Below are 25,457 nucleotides of genomic sequence, written 5' to 3' on the forward strand. Positions count from 1 at the left end.
GCGGGTCACATGCAATTGTCAAAACGGGCCACAGCGGTCAGTCCCTCAGCCACGTTAGCTACCGGCCAACGGGCGCAGGCGTTACAAGCCCAGGGCATCGACGTGATTAATTTGAGCGTGGGTCAACCGGATTACGCCACACCACAGTCCATTAAGGATGCGGCAGTGACGGCCATTCAGGCTGATCAGGTCAACGGGTATACACCGACCGAGGGTGTTTTGACACTACGACAAGCCATCGCGGCAAATCTTGCCACCTTGCATGCCGTACAGGTTGATCCGAGCCAAGTGGTGGTGACAACCGGTGCAAAGATGGCGTTATATGCGTTGTTCCAAGTTCTACTCGATCCCGGCGATGCGGTCTTGCTACCGGCACCATACTGGGTCAGTTATAGTGAACAGGTCAAGCTGGCAGGCGGACAACCCATCGAGGTAGCCCCCACGGCGTCACTGAAGGTGACGCCGACACAGTTAGCCAGCGCTTTGACACCGGCGACCAAGGCAATTGTGTTGAATTCACCGCAAAACCCCAGTGGGACAACCTATACGCGGACTGAACTGCAGGCCATTGGTGAATTTGCTGTGGTACACGACCTGATCGTGGTTGCCGATGAGATTTATGGGGAACTCCTCTACGATGACCCTCAGGCGGCTCCTTCAATGCTGGGAATTTCGCCAGCCATTGACGCGCACACGGTGTTAATCAATGGGGTTTCTAAGACCTATGCCATGACGGGATGGCGCATTGGTTATGCGGTGGCTAATCCCACGATTACCCAGGCGTTGAAGACGGTCCTGTCACACATGACGGGAAATCCCGCCGCGGTTAGTCAGGCGGCGGCAACGGCTGCCTTGACGGGGAGCCAGGCGTCGGTGGCGGAGATGAAGGCGGGCTTTAAGAAGCGTCGCGACGTGATCTATCCGCAGTTAGCCGCGTTGCCAGGGTTCCAGTTAACCAAGCCAGCGGGGGCGTTTTACTTCTTCCCCGATGTGACGGCAGCAATGGCCCTGAAGCACGTGCAAACGACCGGTGAATTTGTGGATCTCATCTTAAATGAAGCCCACGTTGCAACGGTCACGGGTGAGGCCTTTGGGTTACCCGGGCACATTCGCTTGAGCTACGCGACGGATTTGGAGACGCTACAGCGGGCCGTTGATCGCCTGCAGGCCTTCATGGCTGAATAAAGAGTTAAAATGTGAGTTATTTTTGATGAAACGATCGAGCTGCCACCGGGTGGGTTCGGTCGTTTCTTAGCACGGCATGGTATTTTCGGATGTCGCGTTAACCTATCATGTCGGGTAGCACGAAACGTTAGTAGAAACAGGGGGAACCTTTGCATGGAAGACTTTACACAACGGTACATTCAAGACGGACAGACCAGCATTGCCAATTATTTGCTGGATCATTTCCGTGAGGTGGGGATGACCACCGACCAGCTGCTGGTGTTCTTGCAGCTGCGACGCTACATGGATCGCGGGCAAAAGATGCCTGAGGCGGATGTCTTGGCCGCACACCTGGGCTGGGATAAACAGCGCGTTTACCAGATTCTCCACGAATTGATTGCGAATAAGCTCATGGTGATTACCAGTGTGCCGGATGATCAGGGACAAAAGCAGGATGCCTATGACTTTCACCTGCTCATGGAAAAGCTGAGCCAGTTGGCCGTACAGACCACTAAAAAGGCCGTTAAGACGGCGGCGACCAATGACCGAGCCACCGTGTTCAATCAGATTGAGACCGAGTTTGGTCGGCCACTGTCGCCCCTGGAGATGGAGAGCATTAATCAGTGGCTGGATGACGACCATTATCGACCAGAATTGATTCAGTTGGCGTTGAAGGAAGCAGTTTTGAGCCAGGCCTATAGCTTGAAGTATATGGATCGGATCTTATTGAATTGGGAGAAACGCAATTTAAAGACGGCCGCTCAAGTCCAACGCGATAAGGCTCGGCAGAATCCACGGCCGAGTGGTCCAAGTGCGACGCCGGGCAACGATATTCCCGATGTCCCGATTTTTAAATTGACGGATAACTAGGATCTGTTGCGGAACGCATGGGTTACTTTAACCGTAGCCGCGTTTAGGCAATTTAAAAGAAAATAAGCATATAAAAGATCCAGTGGCGCAATTTTTATCGGCCACTGGATCTTTTGAATTGAACTATTTGACTAATTTAACGGCGTGCTTCGTGTAAACGACGTGCCAGCTCTTTGAAAGACCCGTCACGTGGGCAAATTTACCCTTATGACTACGGAAGGTCATAATTGTGGCACCATTTTTCAAATGACCATCCGTTAACTTCAACGTACCAGCTAACTTGGCATTCTTTTTAATGGCTAAGCGAGCCGTCTTGGCTAAGGATAATTGACCATTCTGGGCTTGTTGGTAGTGTCCTTTGATAATGGCCTTTTGCGTGCTCAGTTGAAGGGAACCGTGCTTGACTTGCACGCTACCCTTACCAGTAGCTGTGGTGGAGGCTAATCGTACCGTGCCACCCTTTACGCTCACGCCACCGGCATAAGTGTTGTTGCCACTCAATTGGAGTAAGCCACTACCAGCCTTGATTAATGATCCCTTACCGGAGATGTCGTTACGCCAATTATCTTGGGCATTGAAACCGCCCTTAGCAGCGTTCATCTTAACTGTAACGGCGTCGTTAAACTTGCCATAACCACTGGCAGCAGAGAAGAGGTCTAAGCGGCCCCAACCTTCGGCATCATCCATTAAAGGATAACCGGAAGGCATACCAGTCGTGAACAGAACATCACGACGTTGCGTGTCCGTCAGATAAGGGAGGCGAGTTGCAAGCAAAGCTTCGGCCCCCTTGGGAACGTGCATGTCAACATTGGGATTCCCGATTTGCTTGAAGCCGTAAGTCATTCGGTACCGGTAGTCTTCCCGGTTCTTTTGGTAGTCAGCGAAATCATCCTGGGCCGAGGTATCTTTGCTTCCGAGTAAGTCAGCGGAATGAGCAGCATTATAGGCCTTCTTCATCATGTCCTGGTTACTGAAGTTATTCAAAGCTGAAGCGACAACGGCACTCCCCGCCATCCGGCCGCCCATAACTGCAAGCGGCGAATGGCGTCCGGCGATGACACGGTCAAGTCCAATCTCTGAGGAACGCGTGAGGAGTTCTTGGAATCTTTCCGGGAACGCGTAAGCTAGTGACAGACCATCTTCAAAGCCTGTAGTGGTGTGGCCGCTAGCAAAGTCAAAATCGGTTGCGGGAGCCGCAGCCATAATTTTTGAAAGCGCGGGTAAGGGTTTAACGTCGGTACTCCAACGGTAAGGGCGTTTGTAGCGAACAACGCTTTTTACAATCCCAGTGTTGGAATAGGCTGTGTAGGAATTGTGATTCATGAAGGCCACGATCGGCCCTAATTTGGCATTTTCATCGGCCCAATCAACGTGGGCGTGCTTTTGGTTGACCGGATCGGGCGTGCTTGGCATTTTGTGGAAAGGCGTTTGCGCATTTGCATTTTTGATAAATGCGGGTGCATAGGGGCCCAGCGCGTTGATGACGCTGTAGCGGAGATCTCGCCGGTCGGTTAGGTAGGAACGTTCTTCCTCTGCGGCTGTTCGATTCTGGGTAATCTTTGCTGACTTGTCAATGTTTTCCTGCATTAACGCTTTATTCAAATTTTTGCCATCCGCGTAGTAATTTGAAAATTCGGCAAGCATCCCAATCATTGGATTGTTGGCCGCCGTCTTATAGGTCGACACGTTTTGCTTATATGTATCCATAAAGTAGCCATATACGGCCCGTTGCGGCGCCAATTGCGCGGTTGTGCTGGCTTGCGCCACGTTGGTTGCCAGGGGAAGCGTTACGGCTGCCAATGAGAGAATGGCGGTGACGCGTTTAGTCCAGGTACGTTGTCTGTTTTTCATTGAAATTCCTGCCTTTCACGTTGAAAGATATGTTTTGATTCTGTGGTTCAAGTCTCATCATACCTAACTTGAATCGTGATGTGGGCAGCTTCATTAAACCTATACATGAACCATACCAAATCGATACACAACGATGAATACGCTAATATTTGAGTATTGAAAGACTAATAATGACCTGCTTTCATTAGTTTTTCAGTAAAAAAGGCCATCTCGTTTTGAGGTAGTCCAATGCCGTTCGCGTTTAACAGGTAGTCGCCAAACAATCATGTTGAAATCAGCTGGTCGTGCAGGGGGAAACACAAGGCAGTCCCCCTCGACTCAATTCAGTGGCTTGTGGTTACAACAACTTAAAAGGTTATGGTCACAATTTACTTAGACATAGTGATTACCTGCTAAATGACCAAGGCTTTTAGCGTCCGCGGGTTGCCAGACGGACGAGAGCTTCCTAAAAAAGGCAACAAAAAACCAGCGGTGCATGACCTGTTGAGGGTCTATGCACCGCTGGTTTTACTAATTATTTATCATTATTAGCCTTATCCTTTGTGGTTGTCGCAGAGGAGGTGTTCGTGGAGCTGGAGCCGGAATTTGTGTCGTTATTACCGTCGTTGCCATTGTTACCACCGGTCGTCTGTTCCGTGCTGGAAGATTCCTTGCTAGCACTGGATTGACTGGTCGTTGACGACTCGGTTCGGTAACTACTGCTGGAGTTCGTCGTGACCTGACCGTTACTGCTGTAGGCGGAAGAACTCGTCGTATTCGTGGATCCGTATTGACTGGTTGACGTGGTATCTGACACGGTACCAGGGTGACCGGTCACGTAGTATTCGGTCTTGCCGTTTTGAGAGGTCTCGGTGACGGTACTTGGCTTGGTCCAATTGGTATTGGTACTCTTCGTTGCCAGGTAACTCATTTCGTATTTGTAAATTTCCTGAGCAATGGTGGTCTGCGTCTCGCTGACGTAGTGGCCGGTCTGGAACTGCTTGTCATACCCAGTCCAAACGGAGACGGCGTAGTTCTTGGTGTAACCCGTGAACCAGGAGTCCATCGTTGCGCCATCTGGCACCTTGTCGGCGTAATCGTCAGGATAGGAGTCCGTCCCAGTCTTACCGGCTTGGTACAGCCCGGAAATGGCCGCGGAACGACCAGACCCGTTCTCGTTAGTCATGACATCTTTCATCATGTCGGTGAGCATGAAGGCCGTGGCCGCGCTCATGGCTTGTTTCCCAGTGGAAGCGTAGTTGTGGGCCTTGCCATCTTGGGTGACCACCTTGGAGACCAGGTAAGGCTTGTAGTAGGTTCCCCCGTTAGCAAATGCCGCGTAGGCCGCTGCTTCCTGTTCAGTTGAGATGTAAAGTCCAATCCCATTTTGCAGGGTCAACGTCTTTTCAAAAGACATGCCTAAGCCATCCAGAAAGTCGGTTGCCTTCTTGATCCCCACGTTCTGCAGGGTGCGAATGGCAGGAATGTTTCGTGATTCGTAGAGTGCCTTACGCATGGTGATGGTTCCTTGGTACTGTCTATCCCAGTCGTACAGGTTCTTGGTCGTGCCAGGGTAGGTGAATGCCGTATCCTTAACTGGCTCGTACGTGGGGTACTTCAAGTACTCAATGGCGGGACCGTAATCCATCAATGGCTTGGCGGTCGAAGCACTGGAACGGTCGGTTTGCACGGCGCGGTTCAGACCAAACGTCACATTACCGGTCTTCCGGCCACCGATCATGGCCACAACCTTCCCGTTATTCGGATCAACAATCGTGGACCCAACTTGGAACTTACTTGAAGGGAAGTTGACGTAACTACTGCCGTTAACGATGTCATAGAGTTTCTGTTGGGCACCCATATCGAGGTTGGTATAAACTTTTAGACCGCCGGTAGTGGTGTTGTAGCCCTTGGCCTTTAACTCAGCGTAGACCTGCTTCAGATAGGCATCAATCACCTTCGTCGTCTTGGCACTGGCAATAGCTGTAGACTTATGCGTTGTTGCAAGACCAGCCTTAACGCTAGTTGCCTTGGCTTGGGCAGCCTGGGCAGTGGTGATGGCGTTGTTCTTAGCCATGGCATCCAAGACCAGATCACGCCGCTTCTTAGCTAACGCTGGATACGTCGTAGGGTCATAGTTGGTTGGTGACTGGGGCATCCCAGCCAGCATGGCCAGTTGAGACAGGTCTAAGTTTTTCAGGCTCTTACCATAATAGTACTGGGCAGCGGTCTGCATCCCGTAAACACCATTTCCCATGTAAACCTTGTTAATGTAGTATTCCAGGATCTGGTCCTTGGAGTAGTTGTGATCGACCTTGAGGGCCAACCAAGCTTCCTGGGCCTTGCGTTTCAGAGTTCGGTCCGAAGCGGCCGTGGAGAAGACGGAAAGCTTGACCAGTTGCTGCGTCAAGGTACTCCCACCTTGCATCCCCAGAGAGGATCCGGTGACGTTGGCCAGTGCGGCACCAAAAATCCGGATGGGATCAACCCCGTTGTTCTTGTAGAAGCGCCGATCTTCGGTTGAGACGACGGCCTGCTTTAAGGCGTCGGGAATGTTCTTGGTCTTAACGTAGCTCCGGTTCTGCGCACCCAAACGGGAAATAACGGTTCCGTTGGCATCGTAAACCCGTGTCGAAGCATCGCTAGAGAGCGCTGACTGCGAGATCTTCGGGGCACTTTGCGCATAGAAAAAGAAGAGACCGGCACCGAACAGAATCCCGAGGACCCCGATGGCGACGATAATGAAGAGCACGCGACGGAAGGTCCGCCAGCCGTTATGTGGTCGCTTGGGTCCGCCGGATTTGGCGGTCGGTCTGACATTGTGTTCAGCATTGCGGCTCATCCGGGTCTCTCTGCTTGAATTGTTACTAGACATGGTAATTCTCCTTTACGTTTAAACGTGTCAGCTACCGCTTTAGCAGCTGGTCCACGGCGTTAAGATAGGGCACCGGCAGTTGGAGCTGCGCGATGAGCTTGATGCCACTAGCGGCGATCTCCGTGTAGGGGATGGATTTGCGTCCACCGTTAGTCTGATCATCCCAGAAGGTAAATAGGTCAGTTGCGGGATACAGATAGGTTTCTTGGCGGCTAACGAATTTGATAATAGCAAAACAGATACCGCCCTGAGCCGTGCAGGCCCGCATGTGATCAATCTGGTGTTGATGGAAGTTCTTTAATGGAAATGATGCCTGGTTCTTGGTTTCCTTGGCATCGAAATCCAGGTAGTGCCCCTGATAGACACCATTGTAATCCGTGGTCGATGCGGTGCTGAAGTAGGCTTCTTTGATCACGGCCGCACTTCGCTTAGGGTAATCGACCTTAACGATGCGAATGGGCGTCGGTTTCTTGTGGACGACCGCCAACCCATGCGTCTGATAATAGGTGTTACTTTGGTTCAATTCTTCCTCCAGCGTCATACCCCGTTTACCGTAATTGGTGTAATGGCTGGCAAACTTGGGCCCCGCTGATGTTGCTGGCGCTTGGTAGGCATTCCCATTGGGATACCGAATAGTCATTGACTCCTCACTCCTTATTGAAAGCTGGCTTTCATTTGTGGCCCAGTTATTGACATTATACCAAGCTGACCCAGAAATAAAAACTCCCAAACAAATTCTAAAGAAATGTTTTCCTATTTTGTGTTTTTTATTTGCTGCCGCCGTTAATTTTCGCTACACTAAAGAGGATAATGTCAAAAGGGGGTAGTTTGGTGAGTCGACTGTGGCTAACGGGGTATCGCAGCTATGAGTTAGAGGTATTTGGCAATCAGGACCCTAAGCTGTTGGTGATCAAGGATACGCTGCGTAAATTGCTGATCAATAAGGTTGAGTCCGGGACGGATTGGTTGATTACCGGGGGCCAACTGGGGGTCGAGCAGTGGGCAGCCGAGGTGGGATTGAAGCTGAAAGCCGAGTATCCAGAGCTGAAAGTGGCCATGATGACGCCGTTTGCGGAATTCGGGGGAAACTGGAACGAAGCCAATCAAGCACAGTACGCGACACTAGCCAGTCAGGTGGATTTTCACCAGTCGGTTAGCGAGCAACCCTATCATGGGCCCCAACAGTTAAGAAACTATCAAGAATTTATGTTGACCCATACGGACGAGGCAGTAATGGTATATGATTTAGAAGTCGAAGGAAAACCTAAGTATGATTACCGCGCCGTGACGCAGTTTCAGGCGCAGCATACTTACCCCTTAACACTCATTGATATGGATTGGTTACAAGAAAGTGCCAATGAATATCAAGAAAATTTAAATAATGGTTCCCAAATCGAATAAAAACTGGTATTATATTAATTGCCGGTTTGATAAGACAACGAGGTGTAAAGATCAATGGAAAACGTTAATTTCACTCCCAAGGAAATTTTGCAAAAGCAATTTCGACAAAAGATGCGTGGTTACGATCCAGATGACGTTGACAGTTTCTTAGACAACGTGATTAAGGACTACGACACCTTTGTTAAGGAAAATCAACGGCTTCAAGAAGAAAACGAACGGTTATTAGCGAAGGTCGATGAACTCACGAAACAAGTTCAAGTGGGTGGCGGACAACGCCAAACGTCGACGACTAGCCAACCGGCTTCAAGTGCCACGAATATGGACATCTTGAAGCGGCTTTCCAATTTGGAACGGCACGTTTTCGGCTCACAATTAGATAATGATCCAAACGAGTCACATCGTTTGTAGAATTATAAAGACTGGTGTAAATCCTGAGTAATCGCGGTCGGCTTTTGTCGGCTGAGGAAAGTCCATGCTCGCACAGACTGAGATGTCTGTAGTGTTCGTGCTCGGTGAAAAAATAAGCCGGGGGACGTTAGCAATAGCGTTACGGCGGGAAAACACGGCTACGGCTTCGGCTATGCCCTAGTATCCCTGAAAAGTGCCACAGTGACGATACGTCTAAGGAAACTTAGACGGTGGAACGCGGTAAACCCCTCGAGCGGGCAACCCAAACTTTTGGTAGGGGCGCTTCACATATGGAAATGAACGAAATGTGGGGGGAGAGGAAACTCTCGAGATAGATGATTACTGCCAGTCAGCCGTTTGCCTGAAACGGTTGGGTGGTACAAAACATGGCTTACAGGGATTTACACCATGTCAGGTGGGTGGGAGCTTGCTCCCACCCTTTTTTTAGACAATTATTTAAGGCAGGTTAGATAATGGACAGTCAGGATTATAATAACTATTTGACGCCTTACGATGAAAAAAGTTTAGACGGTATATTTAGCACCTTGCAGGATGTGATAGAAAGATCAAAAGAAGTTAAGCAGGAACTAATAAAAGGGAAAGCGAAGTTGCGTCATACGTCGCGTTTTAATGAGGTTCCGTCTACTTATTGCTTGACGATTTCATCGTCTATAAATTTAGCGGGTTCTTTTGTTTATGATCTTGAAATTATTGCGAAAGTAGTTGCTTCAGATCGTATCTCTGACAGGGAAGTATTATTATTAAGTGAAATTGGTGCTAATTCTTCTAAAATGGAGCTGGAATTTGGAAGATCGTTTAAAGATGAATACCGTTGGAGAATGGACAATGACGATACGTTCTCAGTAGCCTTTGGCATATATCAAATGGGACGGGACTTTTTTATTGGTATGATGGAAATGGGATCGCTAGCGAGGAGATTAAGAACGTACGTGAAACGAGATAATAAGAATGAAGTGTATATTGGCAAAAACTCAGGGAATATTCAAGTTCAGCAAGATACAACTAATTCTACAATGAGCCAGGAAGTTGATAGTGAAAAGCTGAAAGATTTTAATAGGTTAGCTAGCACTATCATGGAGAGGGCAAAAAGTGTAGACTTTAAGGGCGACGTGGAGGCGTTGGAGTACTATATAGATGCCATGCGTGGGCAAGTACAAAAAAGTAAACCTAATAAAAGTGTTATTAAAACAATGATGTCTGGATTGAAGCTGATTGATAAAACTGGAATTTTAGATAGTGCCCTTAGCGCATTGGGAACGTTCTGGGACAATTTATTTTAGTGGAGTTAAGTTAGAGGAAAGGGGATTAAAACATGAAGAAATTTCATTTATACGCCGCAACGGCTAGTGGTATCGAGGCCTTAGCGGGTCGCGAACTGCGTGACCTCGGCTACGAGACGCAAGTTGAGAATGGCCGGGTACGGTTTGACGGAACGGTCGAAGACATTTTACGGACCAACCTGTGGCTGCGGACGGCCGATCGGGTGCGGATCATCGTGGCCGAATTTGATGCGGTGACCTTCGATGAACTGTTTGAAGCCACGAAGGCCGTTGCTTGGGATGAATTACTTCCAATGGACGCGGCATTCCCAGTCGAAGGCCGTTCGAAGAAGTCACAGCTCCATAGTGTGCCGGACGCACAGGCCATCGTGAAGAAGGCTGTGGCTACCAAATTAGCCGCCGTCTATCACCGGCGGACACGGATGCCCGAAACCGGGGCCACGTATCCGCTGGAAGTCATGATTGACAAGGACCACGTGATGTTGACGCTGGACACGACGGGCCCTAGTCTCTTTAAGCGGGGCTACCGGGTTGATAAGGGTGGCGCGCCAATTAAGGAAAACATGGCGGCTGCACTGATCGCATTGACCAGTTGGCATAAGGACATGCCTTTCTGGGATCCCGTTTGTGGTTCCGGGACTATTCCGATTGAAGCGGCTTTGATTGGCCGGAACCTGGCCCCTGGTTTTAACCGGGACTTCACCTGTGAAAGCTGGGAATGGGTTCCCCAAGAGTTGAGCGATAAGGTTCGGGATGAAGCGGATGCCAAAGCTGATTACGATACCCCGCTACAGATCTTTGGGAGCGATATCGACGAGAAGATGGTGGCAATTTCCAAGAAGAACGCCGAAGAAGCCGGCTTGTCGCAAGACATTACGTTCCGTCAGTTAGCCGTTCAGGACTTCCAAACGGATCTTAAGCACGGGGTCATTGTGGCCAACCCACCTTATGGGGAACGGTTGAGTGACCAGGCGAGTGTCCGGGAACTTTACAAACAAATGGGTCAGGTCTTCAAGCCCTATACGGATTGGTCAAAGTACATTTTAACGGCCGATCTTGAGTTCGAACACTTCTACGGGCAAAAGGCCACGAAGACGCGGAAACTCTATAACGGGGCGCTGCGGACGGACTACTTCCAGTTCTGGGCCCAACGTCAGCCACGGCAACATAAGGGGTAGGTTAACGTGATCGATCCGGATTGTATTTTTTGTCAAAAATCGGACATTGTTCTCGAAAACAAATTGGCCAAGGCGTTCTGGGATATTCATCCCGTGCGTCAAGGCCACCTGTTGATTGTGCCCAAACAGCATTACGTGACGTACTTTGATGTGCCGGCGGAGACCAAGCAGGCATTGGATGCGTTGCTGCTAATGGGCAAAGCGTTACTGGATGAACGCTATCATCCGGCCGGCTACAATATTGGGATCAACGTGAATCCCGCGGCCGGACAGACGGTGATGCATGCGCATATCCATCTGATTCCGCGCTACCAGGGGGACGTTAAGGATCCTCGGGGTGGCATTCGGAAAATGATTCCCCGTGCGGTCAAGAGTTGGCGGCATTAATTTAAGTGAACTAAGATAGACCCTTTTGCACGGTAATGGTGTGAAGGGCCTTTTTTTGAGTTAAACGGTCGCTTGGAATTGCAACTAGCTAAGGGTCATCTATTTTAAAATACGCTTTCTACTTGCTGGCTGGTTTCTTGATTATCGTGATATCTCGATAGGGAATAAACCCAGGTTGACCACAGTGATTGAAAAGCCACTGCAATTGGTTTGACAAATTAGTTGGGAGAAACTAATATAGGCGCGCCAGATGTGTTTGGAAGCTTAGAAAGTGGGCGAGTACTATGAGTATGTTGAAAGATATTCATAATTACGTGAAGAGAAATTACGAAGCGGGAAACTATGATGATGCCAAAGCAGCCTATACCTCTTGGGAAAACGAAAATAAGCAACAATCTAATCTGACCGATTTTGAAATGGGTGTCCAAAAAGCCCAAAGCGATTATAAAAAAGATGGGAAATTTGCGACATATCCGGAGTTGGCAATTACTGTGTTGAATCAGTTATTTGATGACAAGGCTTCTGAGATCAGTGAATTTATTCGCGGATATAATTCGGAAAAAGAACGAATCAAAAAGCATTAATTGTTGGGCGACATTTTAAGTTGTCTTCTGGGTGGCGATAATTGGTGTTTTGCCAAAACGTATTGATGACTGAATTTAGATTTTAAAAGCATCTCCTAAGAGAGGTGCTTTTTTGATACACAGAAATGCCAGAAAGCGCAGAATTCTTTTTATTTTAAAAAATATGTTAGAAAACATAACACGTTCAACGGGCTTAGTGGGGGCCACTTTAGACCAAAGCCTAATAAAACGGGCGTTAGTAAGTCGAAACGGCAAACAACCAGGTGAAACAACTCGTGAGGTAGACGTATACCATTTTAGATGTTAGAATTTGTGACATTAAGAGATAAAGAGGGCGTCGCAGATGAATCTTGCTAACACCGCATTTGTTTTAATTGCCAGTATTCTGGTCTTATTCATGACACCGGGCTTGGCCTTTTTCTACGGAGGATTGGTTTCCGAGAAGAATGTGGTCAATACCATGTTGTCGGTTTTTATCATGACGGGGGTTGCAATCCTACTGTGGATTTTCTTGGGCTACAGCTTGGCGTTTTCCGGAAATATTGCGGGCGTCGTGGGTAACCTGCATCACGTCTTTATGGCCGGGGTCAATCTGGCGAGCTTAACGGCCAGCCGGATTCCCGTTGGCGCTTACTCCCTGTTTCAAATGATGTTTGCCATCATTACCCCGGCGCTGTTCGTGGGCGCAGTGGTAGGGCGGATTCGCTTTAAGTTTCTACTGGCATTTCTGATTGCTTGGTCGATCTTCATCTATTACCCCATGGTTCACCTGGTATGGAGTCCACTGGGGTGGTTGGCAAAGCTGGGTGTGCTGGACTTTGCGGGTGGTACCGTCGTGCACATCAATGCGGGGGTTACAGCACTTGTCTTGTCGGCCTGGCTGGGACCACGGCTGTCTGGGAATCGCGATAATCCTCACTATAATTTACCGTGGGTGTTGCTGGGGACGGCAATTCTCTGGATTGGCTGGTATGGGTTCAACGCCGGGAGCGCCTTGGCGGTTAACGGTGTGGCCCTTCAAGCCGCGATTACGAGTACGGTGGCGACGGCAATGGCAATGGTTACCTGGATGGCATTAGATATTTGGACCACCGGGAAGCCGACCCTGGTTGGGGTTTGCACCGGGACGCTGTGCGGCTTGGTGGCGATTACCCCGGCCGCCGGTTATGTGACGATCATGGGCTCGGTGGCCATTGGCTTGATCGCAACGGTTACCAGCTACGCTTTCATTCGCTTACTGAAGCCGCGTTTAGGCGTGGATGACGCGCTAGATGCCTTTGGCTGCCACGGGGTGAGTGGGATTGTCGGGAGCATCTTAACCGGCGTCTTTGCCACCAAGGCCGTGAACCCGACGATTGCCGAAAATGGCTTGGCCTACGGTGGCGGCTGGCATCTACTGGCCGTTCAAATCTTGGCTACGGCCTTTACGATCGCATTTGTTGCGGCTGTGGGTTGTGTACTGGTAGTGGTTCTTCGGCGATTCATGCCCATGCGGGTTACCGCCGGCGAGGAAGAGTTGGGACTGGATCAAGGTGAACACGGCGAACAAGCGGACTATGCGGTTGGCCTGAGTGAACGGCTGGCGGATTTTCAACCGGATCAGGAGCGGTATGAGAGTGAATTTCGTGGTCAGCTACAACACCTGGAACATCCCTTACCACATACGAATAGTCGGTGATGATCGGGGAATTAACCGACCCACATTGATGATGGTGTGCCTTGAAATTTTAAAAGTTAGTGACTTTATTAAGCTTGAACAAAGTCGTTGTCGTTTGCGTAAAGACCTGCTAAACTATGAATTGTGGTTAGGGGCCACGGAATTTAATTTAGTTTGGGGGAGAATAACATGACAAAAGACGCAATTGCCTTAACAGTCTTAGTTGTCCTGGCAGTAGGCTTTTTGAGCCTGGTGTTGGTCTTAATGAAGTCACCAATGTGGATCGTCTTCCCGGTAGTTTTTGCCGGTTTAGGCGCTATCTGCTATGGCATTGACGATTTGGTCGTAAAATTTAAAAATCGCGAACGCGAAGCTTAATCAAGCAGAAGAAAAGAGGCCGGTGAGCCTCTTTTTTCGTGCCTTTACATCACCGGTTCGCTCTTGCTAAAATGGAGCATGTAAAGGCGATGAGGGTGTGAAAGCAGAAGAATTGAATCGTGTCGCGGATGGCGGCGACTATCTTAAAATATTTGCCTGCACGGCGGTGATGCTTCAATCCGTGCTGGGCTTGGCCTGGAATTTGCCCAAGGTGGCGCCACTTCAGCAGGGCCTGGCGTGGGTCTACTTATCGGTGAAATTTACGGCACCGGCCTTTATTTGCGGCATCCTGTTGACCACGATGCGAACCACGGCGGATCACCAGCCTGACTATGGGCACTATCTGAAACGGCAATGGTCAGCCCTGTTTTGCCCAACCGTTTGTTGGACGCTGGCCTACCTGATTATTTTTCCAGGCTTGCAGCAACATCAGCGCTATCATGACTGGCTAAGCTTTAGCTGGCAGTTCGTCAATGGCAACGCAGCGCCACATTTGTGGTACAACACGATGATGCTGCAGATGATCTTAGTGATGCCCCTGTTTTGGGGAATCCGACGGTGGCTGTGCCTGCGTCACGCGGCTTGGTGGCTACTGGGTATCGCGGTATTGGGCTATCTCATCTGGCTGGGGTGGTATGATTTGGCCGTGTATCCCACGGCCCACTTTAATCGCTGGTATTTATGGGATCGGGTGTTTCTGGGATTTTTCCTATATGCGATCTTAGGCATCCTGGCCTGGTCTGGTTGGTCAGGGGTGCAACGACAATTACGTCGCTGGTGGCCGCTAGTCCTGATCCTAGGTGGACTAGCACTAGTTGGGCAAAATCGCGCATTATTGGCGTGGCCCTGGCCCATTAGTTTGGCACACACCAGCTACTATTTACCAGCAACCGTGCTGTACGTTCTCGCCGTGATTGGTTTGATTCTGGCCTTGGCCGGCCGGCAACAGACGCGGTCGTCGCGCTGGTTGCCGGTGATTCATCGATTGGCGGGATACGCTTATCCTTCCTATTTAGCTAATGTGTTTTGGCTTCAGGTCATCTGGCGACTAGGGGGTGCAGCACTGACGCGGGGCCATCCGGTCATCGGGATAATGAGCTGTTATCTGCTGACCTGGGGCTGGTCGTTTGGCTTTACCGCAGTAATTACGGGCATTTTAAACTGGAGGAAACGGGTATGACGAGAACACAACCGGTAGAACTGGTGACCATGATCATGGTCACGGACCCCACAACGGGTAAAGTATTAGTCGAAGATAAAGTAAATGTGCCTTGGAAGGCAGGCCATAGCTTTCCGGGAGGCCACGTTGAAGTTGGCGAGAGCTGTGCTGCGGCGGCGATGCGTGAAGTCTTTGAAGAGACGGGACTCACGTTGGCGACTGTCGACTTTTGTGGCACTTGTGAGTGGTTCTCGGCGGATCGGCAACAACGAAAACTGGGCCTGCTCTATCGGGGTGACCAATTCACGGGCAAGATTAAGGCCAGTGATGAGGGCCCCATCTATTGGCTTGAGCCGATGGCATTAACCACCGAAAATAGTGCGGAGAGTCTGCTAACGTTGCTTAAGGTCTTTCGAGGAGAAACGCCCGCTGTGACCAGCGATGCGTGGAATGGTCCGTTACAGGTTGACCCCAGTCAATCTACGTCAACCATTTGAAAAAAGAGGCGGGAGTCGCTACACTGAAGGTAGGCTTGAAAAGGAAGCGATAATCGTGAAGACAATCAAAGAAAGCCAACGCTGGTATGGCTATGTTTTCATGGGTCTCAGTGTACTGGCCTTATTCTTAACAGTCGTCGTGACAGCTGCTTGGTTTCAACGCGCCTTGCTCCTGACGACGGCGTTAACGTTACTGGTCTATGGTCTGACGTACGAAGCGAAGATCACCCGTAAATGGTGGCGGATTCTGTTAGCTGTTAGCGGTGTTGTTTTGGTACTGGACATTGGAACGACGCTGGTGACCACCACTTATTTACTAAAACCGTTACTGAGTTTCTTGCTGCCACTGGTATTTCTGGGAATTCTCCTGGGCTACCTGAGGCGTTTCATCACCCGTTAATAAAAACCGTGTCGTCATTGCTGACGGCACGGTTTTTTTATTGAGCGGTTAAGCGAATAAGGTGACCAGAATATCCCAGGTCATGTGGACAATGATGCCTGGCCATAGGGAACGGCTTTTGGCGTACAGCCAACCGAACAGGGCCCCCAGTGCGGTGACGGTGATGAGGTTACCGATCCAAGCCATCGGACTCATTGCGGGAACCGTCGTGAGATAGCGGGGGATGTGTAGGCTAGCGAAGGCTAAGGCCTGAATGATATTGGCCTGTGTGAGGCTGAATTTCTTCAGTAAGACGTTAAGGAAGTAGCCCCGAAAGAGGAATTCCTCGGCGACACCCACCACCAGGAAGTAGCGACCCCAGTATTGCGGAATAAAGGTCGGACTGAGACGCAAGCCATGATGGACGATCCAAAACTCGACCAAAAGGTAAACGACGATGGCGCCCCAGATCACGTAGCCGGCAGTGAACCGCCAATTGGGCCGCCACTGTTCGCGTGAACTAATGGCTAGTTCTTCGGGATGCGCACGGTGCAACAGCCAAACAGCGGCACCTACCCAGACAATGAGCTTGGTGGCATCGAGGGCTAACTCTTCTGGCCAGCCCGTAAGATGGTGTTCGATGGGCGAATTCAAGGCGAGCTGGACAATTAACCAGATCACCCAGAAACCGATGACTTGAAAGGTAAAACGACGGGTAGAGATGGTTCGTGACATAGACGGCACTCTTTTCTAAATAAGGTTTTATTATCCATTATAAATCTTTTAGGCCGGCATGCGTGTAAAGCTTCTGTAAGGATTGGCTAGAATTCAAGCAATGTTATCACTGTTTACATTCAATGTGAACAGTGATAACATCGGGAGTGAACGTTGACAACATTGGCTTTTAAGGAGGAATACCTGTCATGACAAAACAACCGTACCATCGGCAAAATTTAGCGGCAACCATCGCTCAACAGGCACGTCAAGAACTGGAAGCGCAGGGGGTAGATCAGCTCTCTCTGCGCCAAATCGCGCGCTTCTTGGCCGTGACCCCGGCCGCCGTTTATCGACACTATCCGGATAAGGCGACACTATTGGCACAACTACGGACGGACATTACCACGGAGATCACGGCAGCACTGCATGAGGGGGTCTTGGATTCCGCCGACGCTCAGGCCATGCTGCAACGACTCGTGACTAATCTATTGGACTATGCGGCGGCTCATCCCCGGGCAGTGGCCTTTGCTTTGCGGGAACCGTTGCCTGTGCCACAGAGCCTAAAGACGATTGTGACCCTGCTAACCGCGCAGCAGCAGCTGGATGTTTCGGTAGAGCAGACGACCCTTGCCATATGGACGTTCTTACTGGGCGTCTTACTACGCACGCGTGATGCAACCGTTGACGGCGAATGGGTAACGGAGCAATTGCTAAAACTCTTAGAAAAATAGTGATACAAGCAGTGGCTAGGATAGGGCGGCCTGTTAAATGAAAACTTAATGAAAACTTTTAGTAAAGTAAAAAAACTGAGTAAAACATTTAGCTAAAAGTTTTACCTAACGATCATGATGTGATGAATTAATGATAAATTAATGAGAAAGTTTCCGGGCTTTTTGCAAGCCAGCATGCTAGACTTAAGCCAATCATTGATATTGGAGGCGTTTTCTATGGCACCTACGGAACACGATTTTTTGGCATTGGTCAAACAGATTAGCTTATTGGGGATGAATCTCGCACTGATCGACTGGGATTCTCACACAAATTTGCCGCAGGACGGGGCTAGCTTCCGTGGCGAACTGTCGGGATACGTCAGTGGCCAAGAGCTAGCTTTACGAACGGGCTCGGAAATGAAGACCTTCATCGACTACTTTACGGCACATCCAGAGGCACTCGATGAAAAGGGCACTCAGGTTCTCCGACTGGTTAAAAAGGATTTTGATTTAAACCATGATATTCCGGCGGCCGACTATGCGGCCTACCAACAGGTGATCTCCGATGCCCAGCAGGTGTGGGAACAGGCGCGTGTCGCCCAAGATTTTAGCCTGCTGCAGCCTTATTTGGAAAAGATTGTCGCTTTTAAGAAACAATTTATTCCGTACTGGAAACGCGGCCAGGCCACGGACTATGACGTCCTACTGGATCAATTTGAGCCGGGAATGACGGTGGCCCAGCTGGATCCTATCATGGCGACCTTAAAGGCCGGTATTCACCAGATCCGCCACACCCTGGCGACGCGGGGAACACAGCCGCGCACGGACTTCATGAGTCGTGCGGTTCCCGAAGATGTTCAGGAACAAGTCGTTCGGGACACGGTGACCCGATTGGGCTATGACTTTAAGAAGGGAAACCTGTCACGGAGTACGCACCCATTTACCGTTGCCTTAGATCGTGGGGATGCACGCATTACCAATCGCTACGGGATTCATGACTTTCAAATGTCGTTACTGGGCGGTATTCACGAAGCGGGGCACGGCTTGTATCTGCAAAATATTAATCCCACTTACGATTACACGCCGTTAGCCGATGCGCCGTCGATGGGGATGCATGAATCCCAGTCGCTCTTTAATGAAATCTTTATTGGGCGGAATGCCGCGTTTTGGCAGGGCGAATACGGTCGTTTCCAGGCGGCAACCGGGCGTCTTTTTACCGATATTGACGAGCCAACCTTTTATCGGGGGTTCATGGCAACTAAACCGACACTGATCCGGACGGAAGCCGATCCGCTGACGTACCCCTTACATATTGTGGTGCGTTATGAGTTGGAAAAGGCGCTCTTCAACGGTGAGACCACGGTGGCGGAATTACCAGCCTTGTGGCGGCAGAAGTATCAGGAATATCTGGGGATTACACCGGCTAACGATACCGAGGGGATTCTGCAAGATATTCACTGGGCGGGTGGCGATCTGGGTTACTTCCCGACGTATCTGCTGGGGCAGCTTTACGCGGCACAGTTCTACCATGCCATGAGCCAGGAACTCCCCGTGACGGACCTGCTGGCCAGTGGAGACTACGCACCGATAACGCAGTGGCGGCGGTCACACATTCACTGGTTGGGGGCGAGCCTGACGCCTCAGACCCTGATTAAACAGGTCACTGGAGAGCCGCTGAACCCCCGGTACTGGCTGGATTGGATGACGACGACCTTTGAAAAAGCTTATCAAGTCACGGAGTAATCACTTTACTTCCTAAAAGTAAGTGGTAAACTGGTAATCATCATTTATGAATATCTAATTCTGTCAACGATAACCCTAACGAAATGAGGAACTTTAACCTATGGAAACCAAATTTATTGATTTAGCTAAAAAGCGTCGGAGCATCTATGCACTGGGGCGGAACGTCAATTTATCCCAAGACGAACTGGTCGATCTGATCGAGACCAACATCAAGCAGGGGCCCTCTTCATTTAACAACCAGACGACCCGTGCCATTATCTTATTCGGTGATTCTCACGAAAAATTATGGGATATCGTGGTGGATTCCCTGCGCAAGGTGGTCAAGGACGATGCCGCTTTTGCCAAGACCCAGGCTAAGGTCAACGGCTTTAAAGCGGCCTATGGGACCATCCTGTACTTCACCGAAACCAAGACGGTTAAGGCGTTCGAAGAAAACTTCCCACTGTATGCGGACAACTTCCAAGACTGGTCCGAACAATCCCAAGGAAATGCCCAGTACGCCGTCTGGACGTCCCTGGCCGAAAATGGCCTGGGTGCGAACCTCCAACACTACAACCCGCTGATCGATGACGCCGTTCGTGAAGCGTTTGATGTTCCGGCAAGCTGGCGTCTGCGGGCTGAAATGGACTTTGGGTCCATCGAGGCACCGGCCGATGATAAGGACTACATGGCGGATAGCGACCGTTTCCGTGTGTTTAAGTAGATTGTGAAAATTAAAAATGACGTTTACCTGATGCGCGGTCCTAGTGAAGGGCCAGTCGCGGTCGTGGTAAACGCCATTTTTTTGAGTGATGTTCCGGACCCTGGGGAGGCCGTCTAGAAGTAAAACAGCGCGTAGCAGGTCGCCAGTCCCAGGGCCTCATACGTGATAATGATGACAGTCCACTTGTAGATTAAAGAGAGCAAGTGTAGGTGGGGCAGCAGCTTGATTATCAGCTGGTGTTGCCGGTAGATCTGTCGCAAACGGTGCATGCTGGTGAGGCTGTACCATTCAGCGATAGTTAACGCAAGGGCTAGGACGCCAACGAGGCTGAGCATACCAGTGGGACTGCCAAAATTTGGGAAAAAGATAATCCAGATGAATGGCAGTGCCAGGGCCGCCGCGGTGGCAATCAGCGAAATGAGTTGCCAGCGTTGCACGCGGTCATGGAGCCGCATGGCAGCCGGATGCGTCTGATGGAATTGGTCAATGCGAATGACGTGCTGGGCCTGGTCCTGAACAGACATGAACTTGCCTCTTGAAATACGGTAGGTCACGCCAAGATACACGAAGGCCACGACTAAGAGAACTAGTGCTGAGCCGTAGAAAATATGGAAAAATGTAAGCATGAATGTGCCTCCAATAGTGTGTTTAAGTCTTGTTCATTATTAAAAGTAAAAAGGTTGAAAGATGAAACACCTGCCTCGTTCCAGTATTGACAAGCATTTACGACAGTCAAGTCTTTCAGTTAGCTAAGAACACCGTGCAAGCCGACCGGAGCACCGAGTTGCCTAATTTGCTTACCAGTCAGCTCGCCGATGCCGGTTCGGGTGGATAGGTCTAAAAATGACGCAATCCCCAGATTAACTAAGCGTTATCGCCAGCGAGTTATGCTAAAATGAAAGCTAGTTAATACTGTCTTGATTAGGAGGTCAAGTTGCATGCAAAAGAGAATTGCCATTATTGGTGGCGGGATCGTTGGTGCCACTGCGGCTTATTATTTGAGTAAATTACCAGGTAGTGAGAAAGTAAAGGTTACCCTGTTTGATGACGGCGTTGGTCAGGCGTCAAAGGCGGCCGCAGGGATCATCTCACCGTGGCTATCTAAGCGGCGGAATCAACAGTGGTACCGCCTAGCCAAGGCCGGGGCCGACCTCTATCCAGAGCTGATTCACGACGCACAATTGGGAACCGATGTTTACCAGCAGACCGGAACCATCGTGACGCGAGAAGATACGGCTGATTTGGAAACCCTATTTGCTTTGGCCCAGGATCGGCGTCAGACTGCCGCCACCATGGGAGAAGTCAGCACGCTGACCGCTCAGGAGGTTCAGGCGCAGGTGCCCTTGCTGACGAATCCGCAACCCGGTGTCCTGATTACCGGTGGTGCCCGAGTTGATGGTGGCGCTCTGGTTGACGGCTTGCTGGCTTTGGCTAGTCAACGCAATCTCAAGATCAGTCACGAGCGGGTGAAGTTGAATGCCCAGGGCCAAGTCTTGACCTCCTTGGGTGCGCGGCAGTTTGACCGCGTGATTATCTCGGCCGGGGCCTGGCTTAAGGAATTGCTGGCACCGCTAGGAATCGTCGCCGACGTTCGGCCGCAAAAGGGGCAGCTGATCGAATTAGCGGTCAAGGATTACCCCCTGCAGGAACACATGCCCGTGGTGATGCCAGAAGGCGAACGGGACTTTGTGCCCTTTGGTCATGGCAAATTAATCGTGGGGGCCACGCATGAAGATGACGGTAAATTCGATCTGAGCGTCAACGCTGACGTGACGGCTGACTTGCTGGAAAGTGCGCAGCGCCTGGTTAGCGGGGTGACGGCTGATAGTCTGACGGGTGTTCGCGTTGGTACGCGGGCCTACACCAGTGACTTTGCGCCGTTCTTTGGGCTCATTCCCGACCACGAAGACTTTCTCGTGGCGTCCGGGCTGGGGTCATCCGGCTTAACGACGGGGCCACAGATTGGGAAGTTCCTGGCCGGTTCCGCATTATACGGTGGAACCCCCGATTGGAGTCAGTACGAAAAGCCCCTGGCGACTTACTTGGCCTCTTCGGCCGAATGAAGCGCCTGATTGGCCAACGTGTGCGCCCCCTGGTTTTGCTTTTCGGGAACCCACTGGGTGAGTACCAGTTGGAAGGGGGCTTGCGCGGCCAACAGGTCATCGACCAGTGATTGGTAATGTTTTGCATAATGTTTCGTCAAACTGTCGTTAACAATCTGGCTATCGGTATAAAATAAAACAGTAGTCGTAGCGCAATCATCGCCAAGCATGTCCGCCAATCGCTGAAAGCCCAACCGGGCAATCTCAAATTCGGCGGCGTGATTGTTGGTCGCGGTGAGGCTGGTTTTAAGCTGGGTCTGTTCGTGGTCGTGAATGATCAGAATGCCCCCGGCACTCAGGCCACTTTGCGGCTGGGTAGCGGCATCGGTATACAAAGAAAACAAAGAATCACTCCAATCTTTTGCGTGAGGTGTTTGAAGTTATGATAACCCAAGAACGACGATTTTTGTATCAACCTAATCCCGTTAGCAGCATTATTTGCTGGAGCTGGACACTGATGGTCCTCATGTTAGGTGCCATCTTTTGGCTGGAAGTGACCCACTTTAATTGGTGGACGCTGGGGCTATTTGCCTTATTTGCCCTGCTATGTTGGGTTGAAGTTCACTACCGCAACATTACCATGGCCAATGGGGTCTTAACGGTCAGCACGGTCTTAAATCACCGTCACTTGGTGATCCCCTTGGCACACGTCAGTGGCGTGCATATTTCCCGGTATCGCATGGGGATCGTGGCCCAAGGGAAGATCTATCAATTTTTATTACCACGCAACTCGGCGATTGAACTGGCGAGCTTGATTCAGGCTGCTGCGCCGAACGTGGTGAAGGAGGAAGCACATTGAGCGACATCGAAATTTCACAGAAAACGCCGCTAGAGTCCATTGAAAAAATTGCGGCTAAGGTGGGGTTAACCCCCGATCAGATTGAACCTTACGGCCATACTAAGGCCAAGATTAACCTCCCCTTAACTGGTGAACACAAGACCGGGAAACTGGTTCTGGTCACTTCCATTAACCCTACACCGGCCGGCGAAGGCAAGTCAACGGTGGTTGTGGGTCTGGGGGATGCGATGAACCGGGGCGGTCACAAGACCGTACTCGCGTTGCGTGAGCCCTCCATGGGACCTGTGATGGGGCTCAAGGGTGGTGCGACTGGTGGCGGATACGCCCAGGTCGTTCCCATGGAAGATATCAACCTGCATTTTACGGGCGATTTCCACGCCCTGACTGAGGCCCATGACACGTTGGCGGCACTGATTGATAATCACATTCAACAGGGTAACGCGCTTCACTTGGATCCCCGGCGGATTGTGTGGAAGCGGGTGTTGGACATCAACGACCGGGAGCTACGGCAGACGGTGATTGGCCTGGGTGGCCGAACCTCTGGTATTCCGCGGCAGGATGGCTTTGACATCACGGTCGCCAGTGAATTAATGGCGGTGCTCTGTTTGAGCGAAGACCTGGCCGACTTAAAACGGCGGGTCAACCGGATTCTGATTGGTTACAATGAAGACAAGGAACCCGTAACGGTGGGCGATCTGAAGGTTGGTGGGGCTATTACCCTGCTCCTCAAGGACGCCATCAAGCCGAACCTGGTTCAGACGCTGGAACACAACCCCGCTATTATCCACGGGGGACCCTTTGCCAACATCGCCCACGGCTGTAACTCCGTGTTGGCGACCCAAACGGCCCTACAACTCGGTGACTTTGCCGTCACCGAGGCCGGTTTTGGGGCTGATCTTGGCGGTGAGAAGTTTATGGACATCAAGACGCCCGTGCTCGGAAAGACGCCGGACGCCGTGGTGATCGTTGCCACGGTGCGGGCCCTCAAGTATAACGGTGGTGTTAAACGCGCTGACTTGGAAACCGAAAACGTTGCGGCGTTACAACAAGGAAGTGCGAACTTAAAGCGTCACATTGCCAGCATGCAGCAGTACGGGGTTCCCGTCGTGGTTGCCATTAACCGTTTCACCAGTGATACTGATGCGGAAATTGCGGCGTTAACCCACGATATCGAAGCCCTAGACGTTCCCGTGGCCACCACGACCGTTTGGGCCGATGGCGGTGCGGGTGCCATGGACCTGGCCGAAAAGGTGGTGGCGGCGACCCAACAACCGAGTCATTTCACCCGGTTATCGCCGGAACATGCCGACCTGATGACCCAGATGACGGCGATTACCCAGAAAATCTATGGCGGGGCCAAGGTTGAACTTTCAACTAAGGCGGCGCGTCAGCTGAAGACGTTTGCCAAGCACGGGTGGGACAAGCTGCCCGTCTGCATGGCCAAAACTCAGTACTCACTGACCGACGATGCCCACCAATTGGGTGCACCGACGGACTTCACCATCCACGTCCGCGAGTTTGCCCCACGCTTGGGTGCGGGCTTTGTCGTTGCGTTGACCGGTAATGTCTTAACCATGCCCGGCCTACCAAAGCATCCAGCGGCGTTGGATATGGATATTGATGCGGATGGTAAGATTACGGGGCTGTTCTAGACAGTTTTAGGCTGGCGTTAATCTATTAATCATGAAAGCGTCCCGAGAGGTTCAATTCATTGTCGAATTGAACCTCTTTTTTTGAACGGTGAAGCCATTATTTAGGATGGCAAGAGGGACGAATGGGCGCTTAAGCGAATAACGGCGATCGCGATGGTTGTCCAGAGCATCTCGGAATTTTTTTGCTAAGTGGGGCCCCTCACTAGTTACTAACGAATTTTAGCGGCCAATAGTCTCACTCAATTGACAAGCGGTGCCGTTTTTCATTTTATCCCGCAATTGATTAATAAGCTAACTCATCCTAGCCAACACGCGTCGTGTCCACCACGGCAGTTGGCAGTGCGCCACGTTCATCACCCCCATAAACGAGAGCTGCCGTGATGGCTAACCCCCTGGGTGCGGTTCTGCAACTTTTATTTCGTCCAAATCGTCGGAAGCCGGGTTTTTCTGGTATAATTTTCAACAACGACTTATAGGAAAGGTGTTCCAGACGTTATGCTGATTGCTGATACCATCTTAATTATTCTACTGGTCGGAATCGACCAGTGGATCAAATATGCCGTGGTGGCTAATATCGCCCTGGGTGGTGAACAAAGCTTCATTCCCGGTGTGGTCTCACTGACCCATCTCCGTAATGACGGGGCCGCCTGGAGTATCCTCCAGGGACAAATGTGGTTCTTTGCCGTCATCGCGGTAGTGGCATTGGGCATCATGGGCTACTTTTTCTGGCAGTACCGCAATCGTGGTGAACACTGGCCAGAAGAGTTGGGCCTGGCCTTAATGATGGCCGGAACGATCGGAAACTTTATCGATCGACTGACCCAAGGGTACGTGGTAGATATGTTCCAACTCGACTTTATTAATTTTCCAATCTTTAACTTTGCCGACAGTTGTTTGACGGTTGGCGTGATATTTATTGCGATTGGTGTTTTTCTGGCCGATCGGCGGGAGGCTCATTAATTC

Annotated in this window: 27 protein-coding genes and 1 other RNA gene; 22 read left to right on the forward strand and 6 right to left on the reverse strand. The window is 50.7% G+C overall.

Annotated features, from left to right (window positions below; all coding sequences use genetic code 11):
* The first annotated feature begins 9 nt into the window (after positions 1–9).
* Both FD28_RS02805 and FD28_RS02810 read left to right on the forward strand, forming a co-directional pair.
* Positions 10–1,185, forward strand: coding sequence for a pyridoxal phosphate-dependent aminotransferase (locus FD28_RS02805; protein ID WP_057732368.1), 1,176 nt, complete (start codon positions 10–12; stop codon positions 1,183–1,185).
* 153 nt (positions 1,186–1,338) lie between these two features.
* Positions 1,339–2,034 carry a DnaD domain-containing protein gene (locus FD28_RS02810; protein WP_057732370.1) on the forward strand — a complete coding sequence of 232 codons (696 nt, stop codon included), beginning with the start codon at positions 1,339–1,341 and terminating at the stop codon, positions 2,032–2,034.
* A gap of 123 nt (positions 2,035–2,157) precedes the next feature.
* Here the strand turns inward: FD28_RS02810 and FD28_RS02815 are convergent, their stop codons facing one another.
* From FD28_RS02815 to recU, 3 genes are all read right to left on the reverse strand, one after another.
* Positions 2,158–3,885 (reverse strand): phosphatase PAP2 family protein, encoded by a 1,728-nt coding sequence (locus FD28_RS02815; protein WP_057732372.1) that lies wholly within the window; start codon positions 3,883–3,885, stop codon positions 2,158–2,160.
* Between the two features lie 514 nt (positions 3,886–4,399).
* Positions 4,400–6,739 (reverse strand): transglycosylase domain-containing protein, encoded by a 2,340-nt coding sequence (locus FD28_RS02820; protein WP_057732374.1) that lies wholly within the window; start codon positions 6,737–6,739, stop codon positions 4,400–4,402.
* A gap of 31 nt (positions 6,740–6,770) precedes the next feature.
* Positions 6,771–7,379 carry a Holliday junction resolvase RecU gene (gene recU, locus FD28_RS02825; protein ID WP_057732376.1) on the reverse strand — a complete coding sequence of 203 codons (609 nt, stop codon included), beginning with the start codon at positions 7,377–7,379 and terminating at the stop codon, positions 6,771–6,773.
* A 191-nt stretch (positions 7,380–7,570) separates the two neighbouring features.
* Here recU and FD28_RS02830 point away from each other — a divergent pair, with 191 nt between their 5' ends.
* From FD28_RS02830 to FD28_RS02880, 12 genes are all read left to right on the forward strand, one after another.
* Positions 7,571–8,140 (forward strand): SLOG family protein, encoded by a 570-nt coding sequence (locus FD28_RS02830; RefSeq protein WP_057732379.1) that lies wholly within the window; start codon positions 7,571–7,573, stop codon positions 8,138–8,140.
* A 54-nt stretch (positions 8,141–8,194) separates the two neighbouring features.
* Complete coding sequence (gene gpsB / locus FD28_RS02835) at positions 8,195–8,548, forward strand: cell division regulator GpsB (RefSeq protein WP_057732381.1); 354 nt, start codon at positions 8,195–8,197, stop codon at positions 8,546–8,548.
* 19 nt (positions 8,549–8,567) lie between these two features.
* Positions 8,568–8,947: RNase P RNA component class B (gene rnpB, locus FD28_RS13040), an RNA gene on the forward strand.
* A 74-nt stretch (positions 8,948–9,021) separates the two neighbouring features.
* Positions 9,022–9,849, forward strand: coding sequence for a hypothetical protein (locus tag FD28_RS02840; RefSeq protein WP_057732383.1), 828 nt, complete (start codon positions 9,022–9,024; stop codon positions 9,847–9,849).
* Positions 9,850–9,881: 32 nt separating this feature from the next.
* Positions 9,882–11,027: a THUMP domain-containing class I SAM-dependent RNA methyltransferase gene (locus FD28_RS02845; RefSeq protein ID WP_057732385.1), complete on the forward strand. Its 1,146-nt coding sequence runs from the start codon at positions 9,882–9,884 to the stop codon at positions 11,025–11,027.
* 6 nt (positions 11,028–11,033) lie between these two features.
* Positions 11,034–11,414 carry an HIT family protein gene (locus FD28_RS02850; protein ID WP_057732388.1) on the forward strand — a complete coding sequence of 127 codons (381 nt, stop codon included), beginning with the start codon at positions 11,034–11,036 and terminating at the stop codon, positions 11,412–11,414.
* Positions 11,415–11,698: 284 nt separating this feature from the next.
* On the forward strand, positions 11,699–11,998 hold the full coding sequence (locus tag FD28_RS02855) for a hypothetical protein (RefSeq protein WP_057732390.1): 300 nt from the start codon (positions 11,699–11,701) through the stop codon (positions 11,996–11,998).
* A 343-nt stretch (positions 11,999–12,341) separates the two neighbouring features.
* Complete coding sequence (locus FD28_RS02860) at positions 12,342–13,676, forward strand: ammonium transporter (protein ID WP_057732392.1); 1,335 nt, start codon at positions 12,342–12,344, stop codon at positions 13,674–13,676.
* A gap of 168 nt (positions 13,677–13,844) precedes the next feature.
* Complete coding sequence (locus FD28_RS02865) at positions 13,845–14,033, forward strand: hypothetical protein (protein WP_057732394.1); 189 nt, start codon at positions 13,845–13,847, stop codon at positions 14,031–14,033.
* Between the two features lie 97 nt (positions 14,034–14,130).
* A complete protein-coding gene (locus tag FD28_RS02870) occupies positions 14,131–15,213 on the forward strand; it encodes an acyltransferase (RefSeq protein ID WP_057732396.1) in 1,083 nt (360 codons plus the stop codon).
* A complete protein-coding gene (locus FD28_RS02875) occupies positions 15,210–15,689 on the forward strand; it encodes an 8-oxo-dGTP diphosphatase (RefSeq protein WP_057732398.1) in 480 nt (159 codons plus the stop codon). Before FD28_RS02870 ends, FD28_RS02875 begins: the two co-directional genes overlap by 4 nt.
* 55 nt (positions 15,690–15,744) lie before the next feature.
* A complete protein-coding gene (locus FD28_RS02880; protein WP_057732400.1) occupies positions 15,745–16,089 on the forward strand; it encodes a hypothetical protein in 345 nt (114 codons plus the stop codon).
* A 48-nt stretch (positions 16,090–16,137) separates the two neighbouring features.
* On the opposite strand, the gene FD28_RS02885 is transcribed toward FD28_RS02880, so the two are convergent.
* Positions 16,138–16,803: a CPBP family intramembrane glutamic endopeptidase gene (locus FD28_RS02885; RefSeq protein ID WP_057732402.1), complete on the reverse strand. Its 666-nt coding sequence runs from the start codon at positions 16,801–16,803 to the stop codon at positions 16,138–16,140.
* A gap of 188 nt (positions 16,804–16,991) precedes the next feature.
* On the opposite strand from FD28_RS02885, the gene FD28_RS02890 reads away from it, so the two are divergent.
* From FD28_RS02890 to FD28_RS02900, 3 genes are all read left to right on the forward strand, one after another.
* Positions 16,992–17,516 carry a TetR/AcrR family transcriptional regulator gene (locus tag FD28_RS02890; RefSeq protein WP_057732404.1) on the forward strand — a complete coding sequence of 175 codons (525 nt, stop codon included), beginning with the start codon at positions 16,992–16,994 and terminating at the stop codon, positions 17,514–17,516.
* A 216-nt stretch (positions 17,517–17,732) separates the two neighbouring features.
* Positions 17,733–19,238 (forward strand): carboxypeptidase M32, encoded by a 1,506-nt coding sequence (locus tag FD28_RS02895; protein ID WP_057732405.1) that lies wholly within the window; start codon positions 17,733–17,735, stop codon positions 19,236–19,238.
* A gap of 100 nt (positions 19,239–19,338) precedes the next feature.
* Positions 19,339–19,941: a nitroreductase family protein gene (locus FD28_RS02900; protein ID WP_057732407.1), complete on the forward strand. Its 603-nt coding sequence runs from the start codon at positions 19,339–19,341 to the stop codon at positions 19,939–19,941.
* Between the two features lie 113 nt (positions 19,942–20,054).
* Here FD28_RS02900 and FD28_RS02905 read toward each other — a convergent pair whose 3' ends face one another.
* Positions 20,055–20,567, reverse strand: coding sequence for a hypothetical protein (locus FD28_RS02905; RefSeq protein ID WP_157059822.1), 513 nt, complete (start codon positions 20,565–20,567; stop codon positions 20,055–20,057).
* 86 nt (positions 20,568–20,653) lie between these two features.
* On the opposite strand from FD28_RS02905, the gene FD28_RS13505 reads away from it, so the two are divergent.
* Positions 20,654–20,776 (forward strand): hypothetical protein, encoded by a 123-nt coding sequence (locus FD28_RS13505; protein ID WP_268888931.1) that lies wholly within the window; start codon positions 20,654–20,656, stop codon positions 20,774–20,776.
* 103 nt (positions 20,777–20,879) lie between these two features.
* Positions 20,880–22,004 (forward strand): NAD(P)/FAD-dependent oxidoreductase, encoded by a 1,125-nt coding sequence (locus FD28_RS02910; protein WP_057732411.1) that lies wholly within the window; start codon positions 20,880–20,882, stop codon positions 22,002–22,004.
* Here the strand turns inward: FD28_RS02910 and FD28_RS02915 are convergent.
* On the reverse strand, positions 21,980–22,387 hold the full coding sequence (locus FD28_RS02915; RefSeq protein ID WP_057732414.1) for a ribonuclease HI family protein: 408 nt from the start codon (positions 22,385–22,387) through the stop codon (positions 21,980–21,982). The genes FD28_RS02910 and FD28_RS02915 overlap by 25 nt on opposite strands.
* A gap of 38 nt (positions 22,388–22,425) precedes the next feature.
* Here FD28_RS02915 and FD28_RS02920 point away from each other — a divergent pair, with 38 nt between their 5' ends.
* The 3 genes from FD28_RS02920 to lspA all read left to right on the forward strand — a co-directional run bounded on the left by FD28_RS02920 (position 22,426) and on the right by lspA (position 25,454).
* On the forward strand, positions 22,426–22,842 hold the full coding sequence (locus tag FD28_RS02920) for an EbsA family protein (RefSeq protein WP_057732416.1): 417 nt from the start codon (positions 22,426–22,428) through the stop codon (positions 22,840–22,842).
* Entirely contained in the window at positions 22,839–24,494 is a 1,656-nt protein-coding gene (locus FD28_RS02925) for a formate--tetrahydrofolate ligase (protein WP_057732418.1), read from the forward strand. The genes FD28_RS02920 and FD28_RS02925 overlap by 4 nt, the downstream gene beginning before the upstream one ends.
* A 495-nt stretch (positions 24,495–24,989) precedes the next feature.
* Positions 24,990–25,454, forward strand: coding sequence for a signal peptidase II (gene lspA, locus FD28_RS02930; protein ID WP_057732420.1), 465 nt, complete (start codon positions 24,990–24,992; stop codon positions 25,452–25,454).
* The last annotated feature ends 3 nt before the right edge of the window (positions 25,455–25,457 follow it).

This window comes from Levilactobacillus hammesii DSM 16381 (genome assembly GCF_001434395.1).
GTDB classification, from domain to species: domain Bacteria; phylum Bacillota; class Bacilli; order Lactobacillales; family Lactobacillaceae; genus Levilactobacillus; species Levilactobacillus hammesii.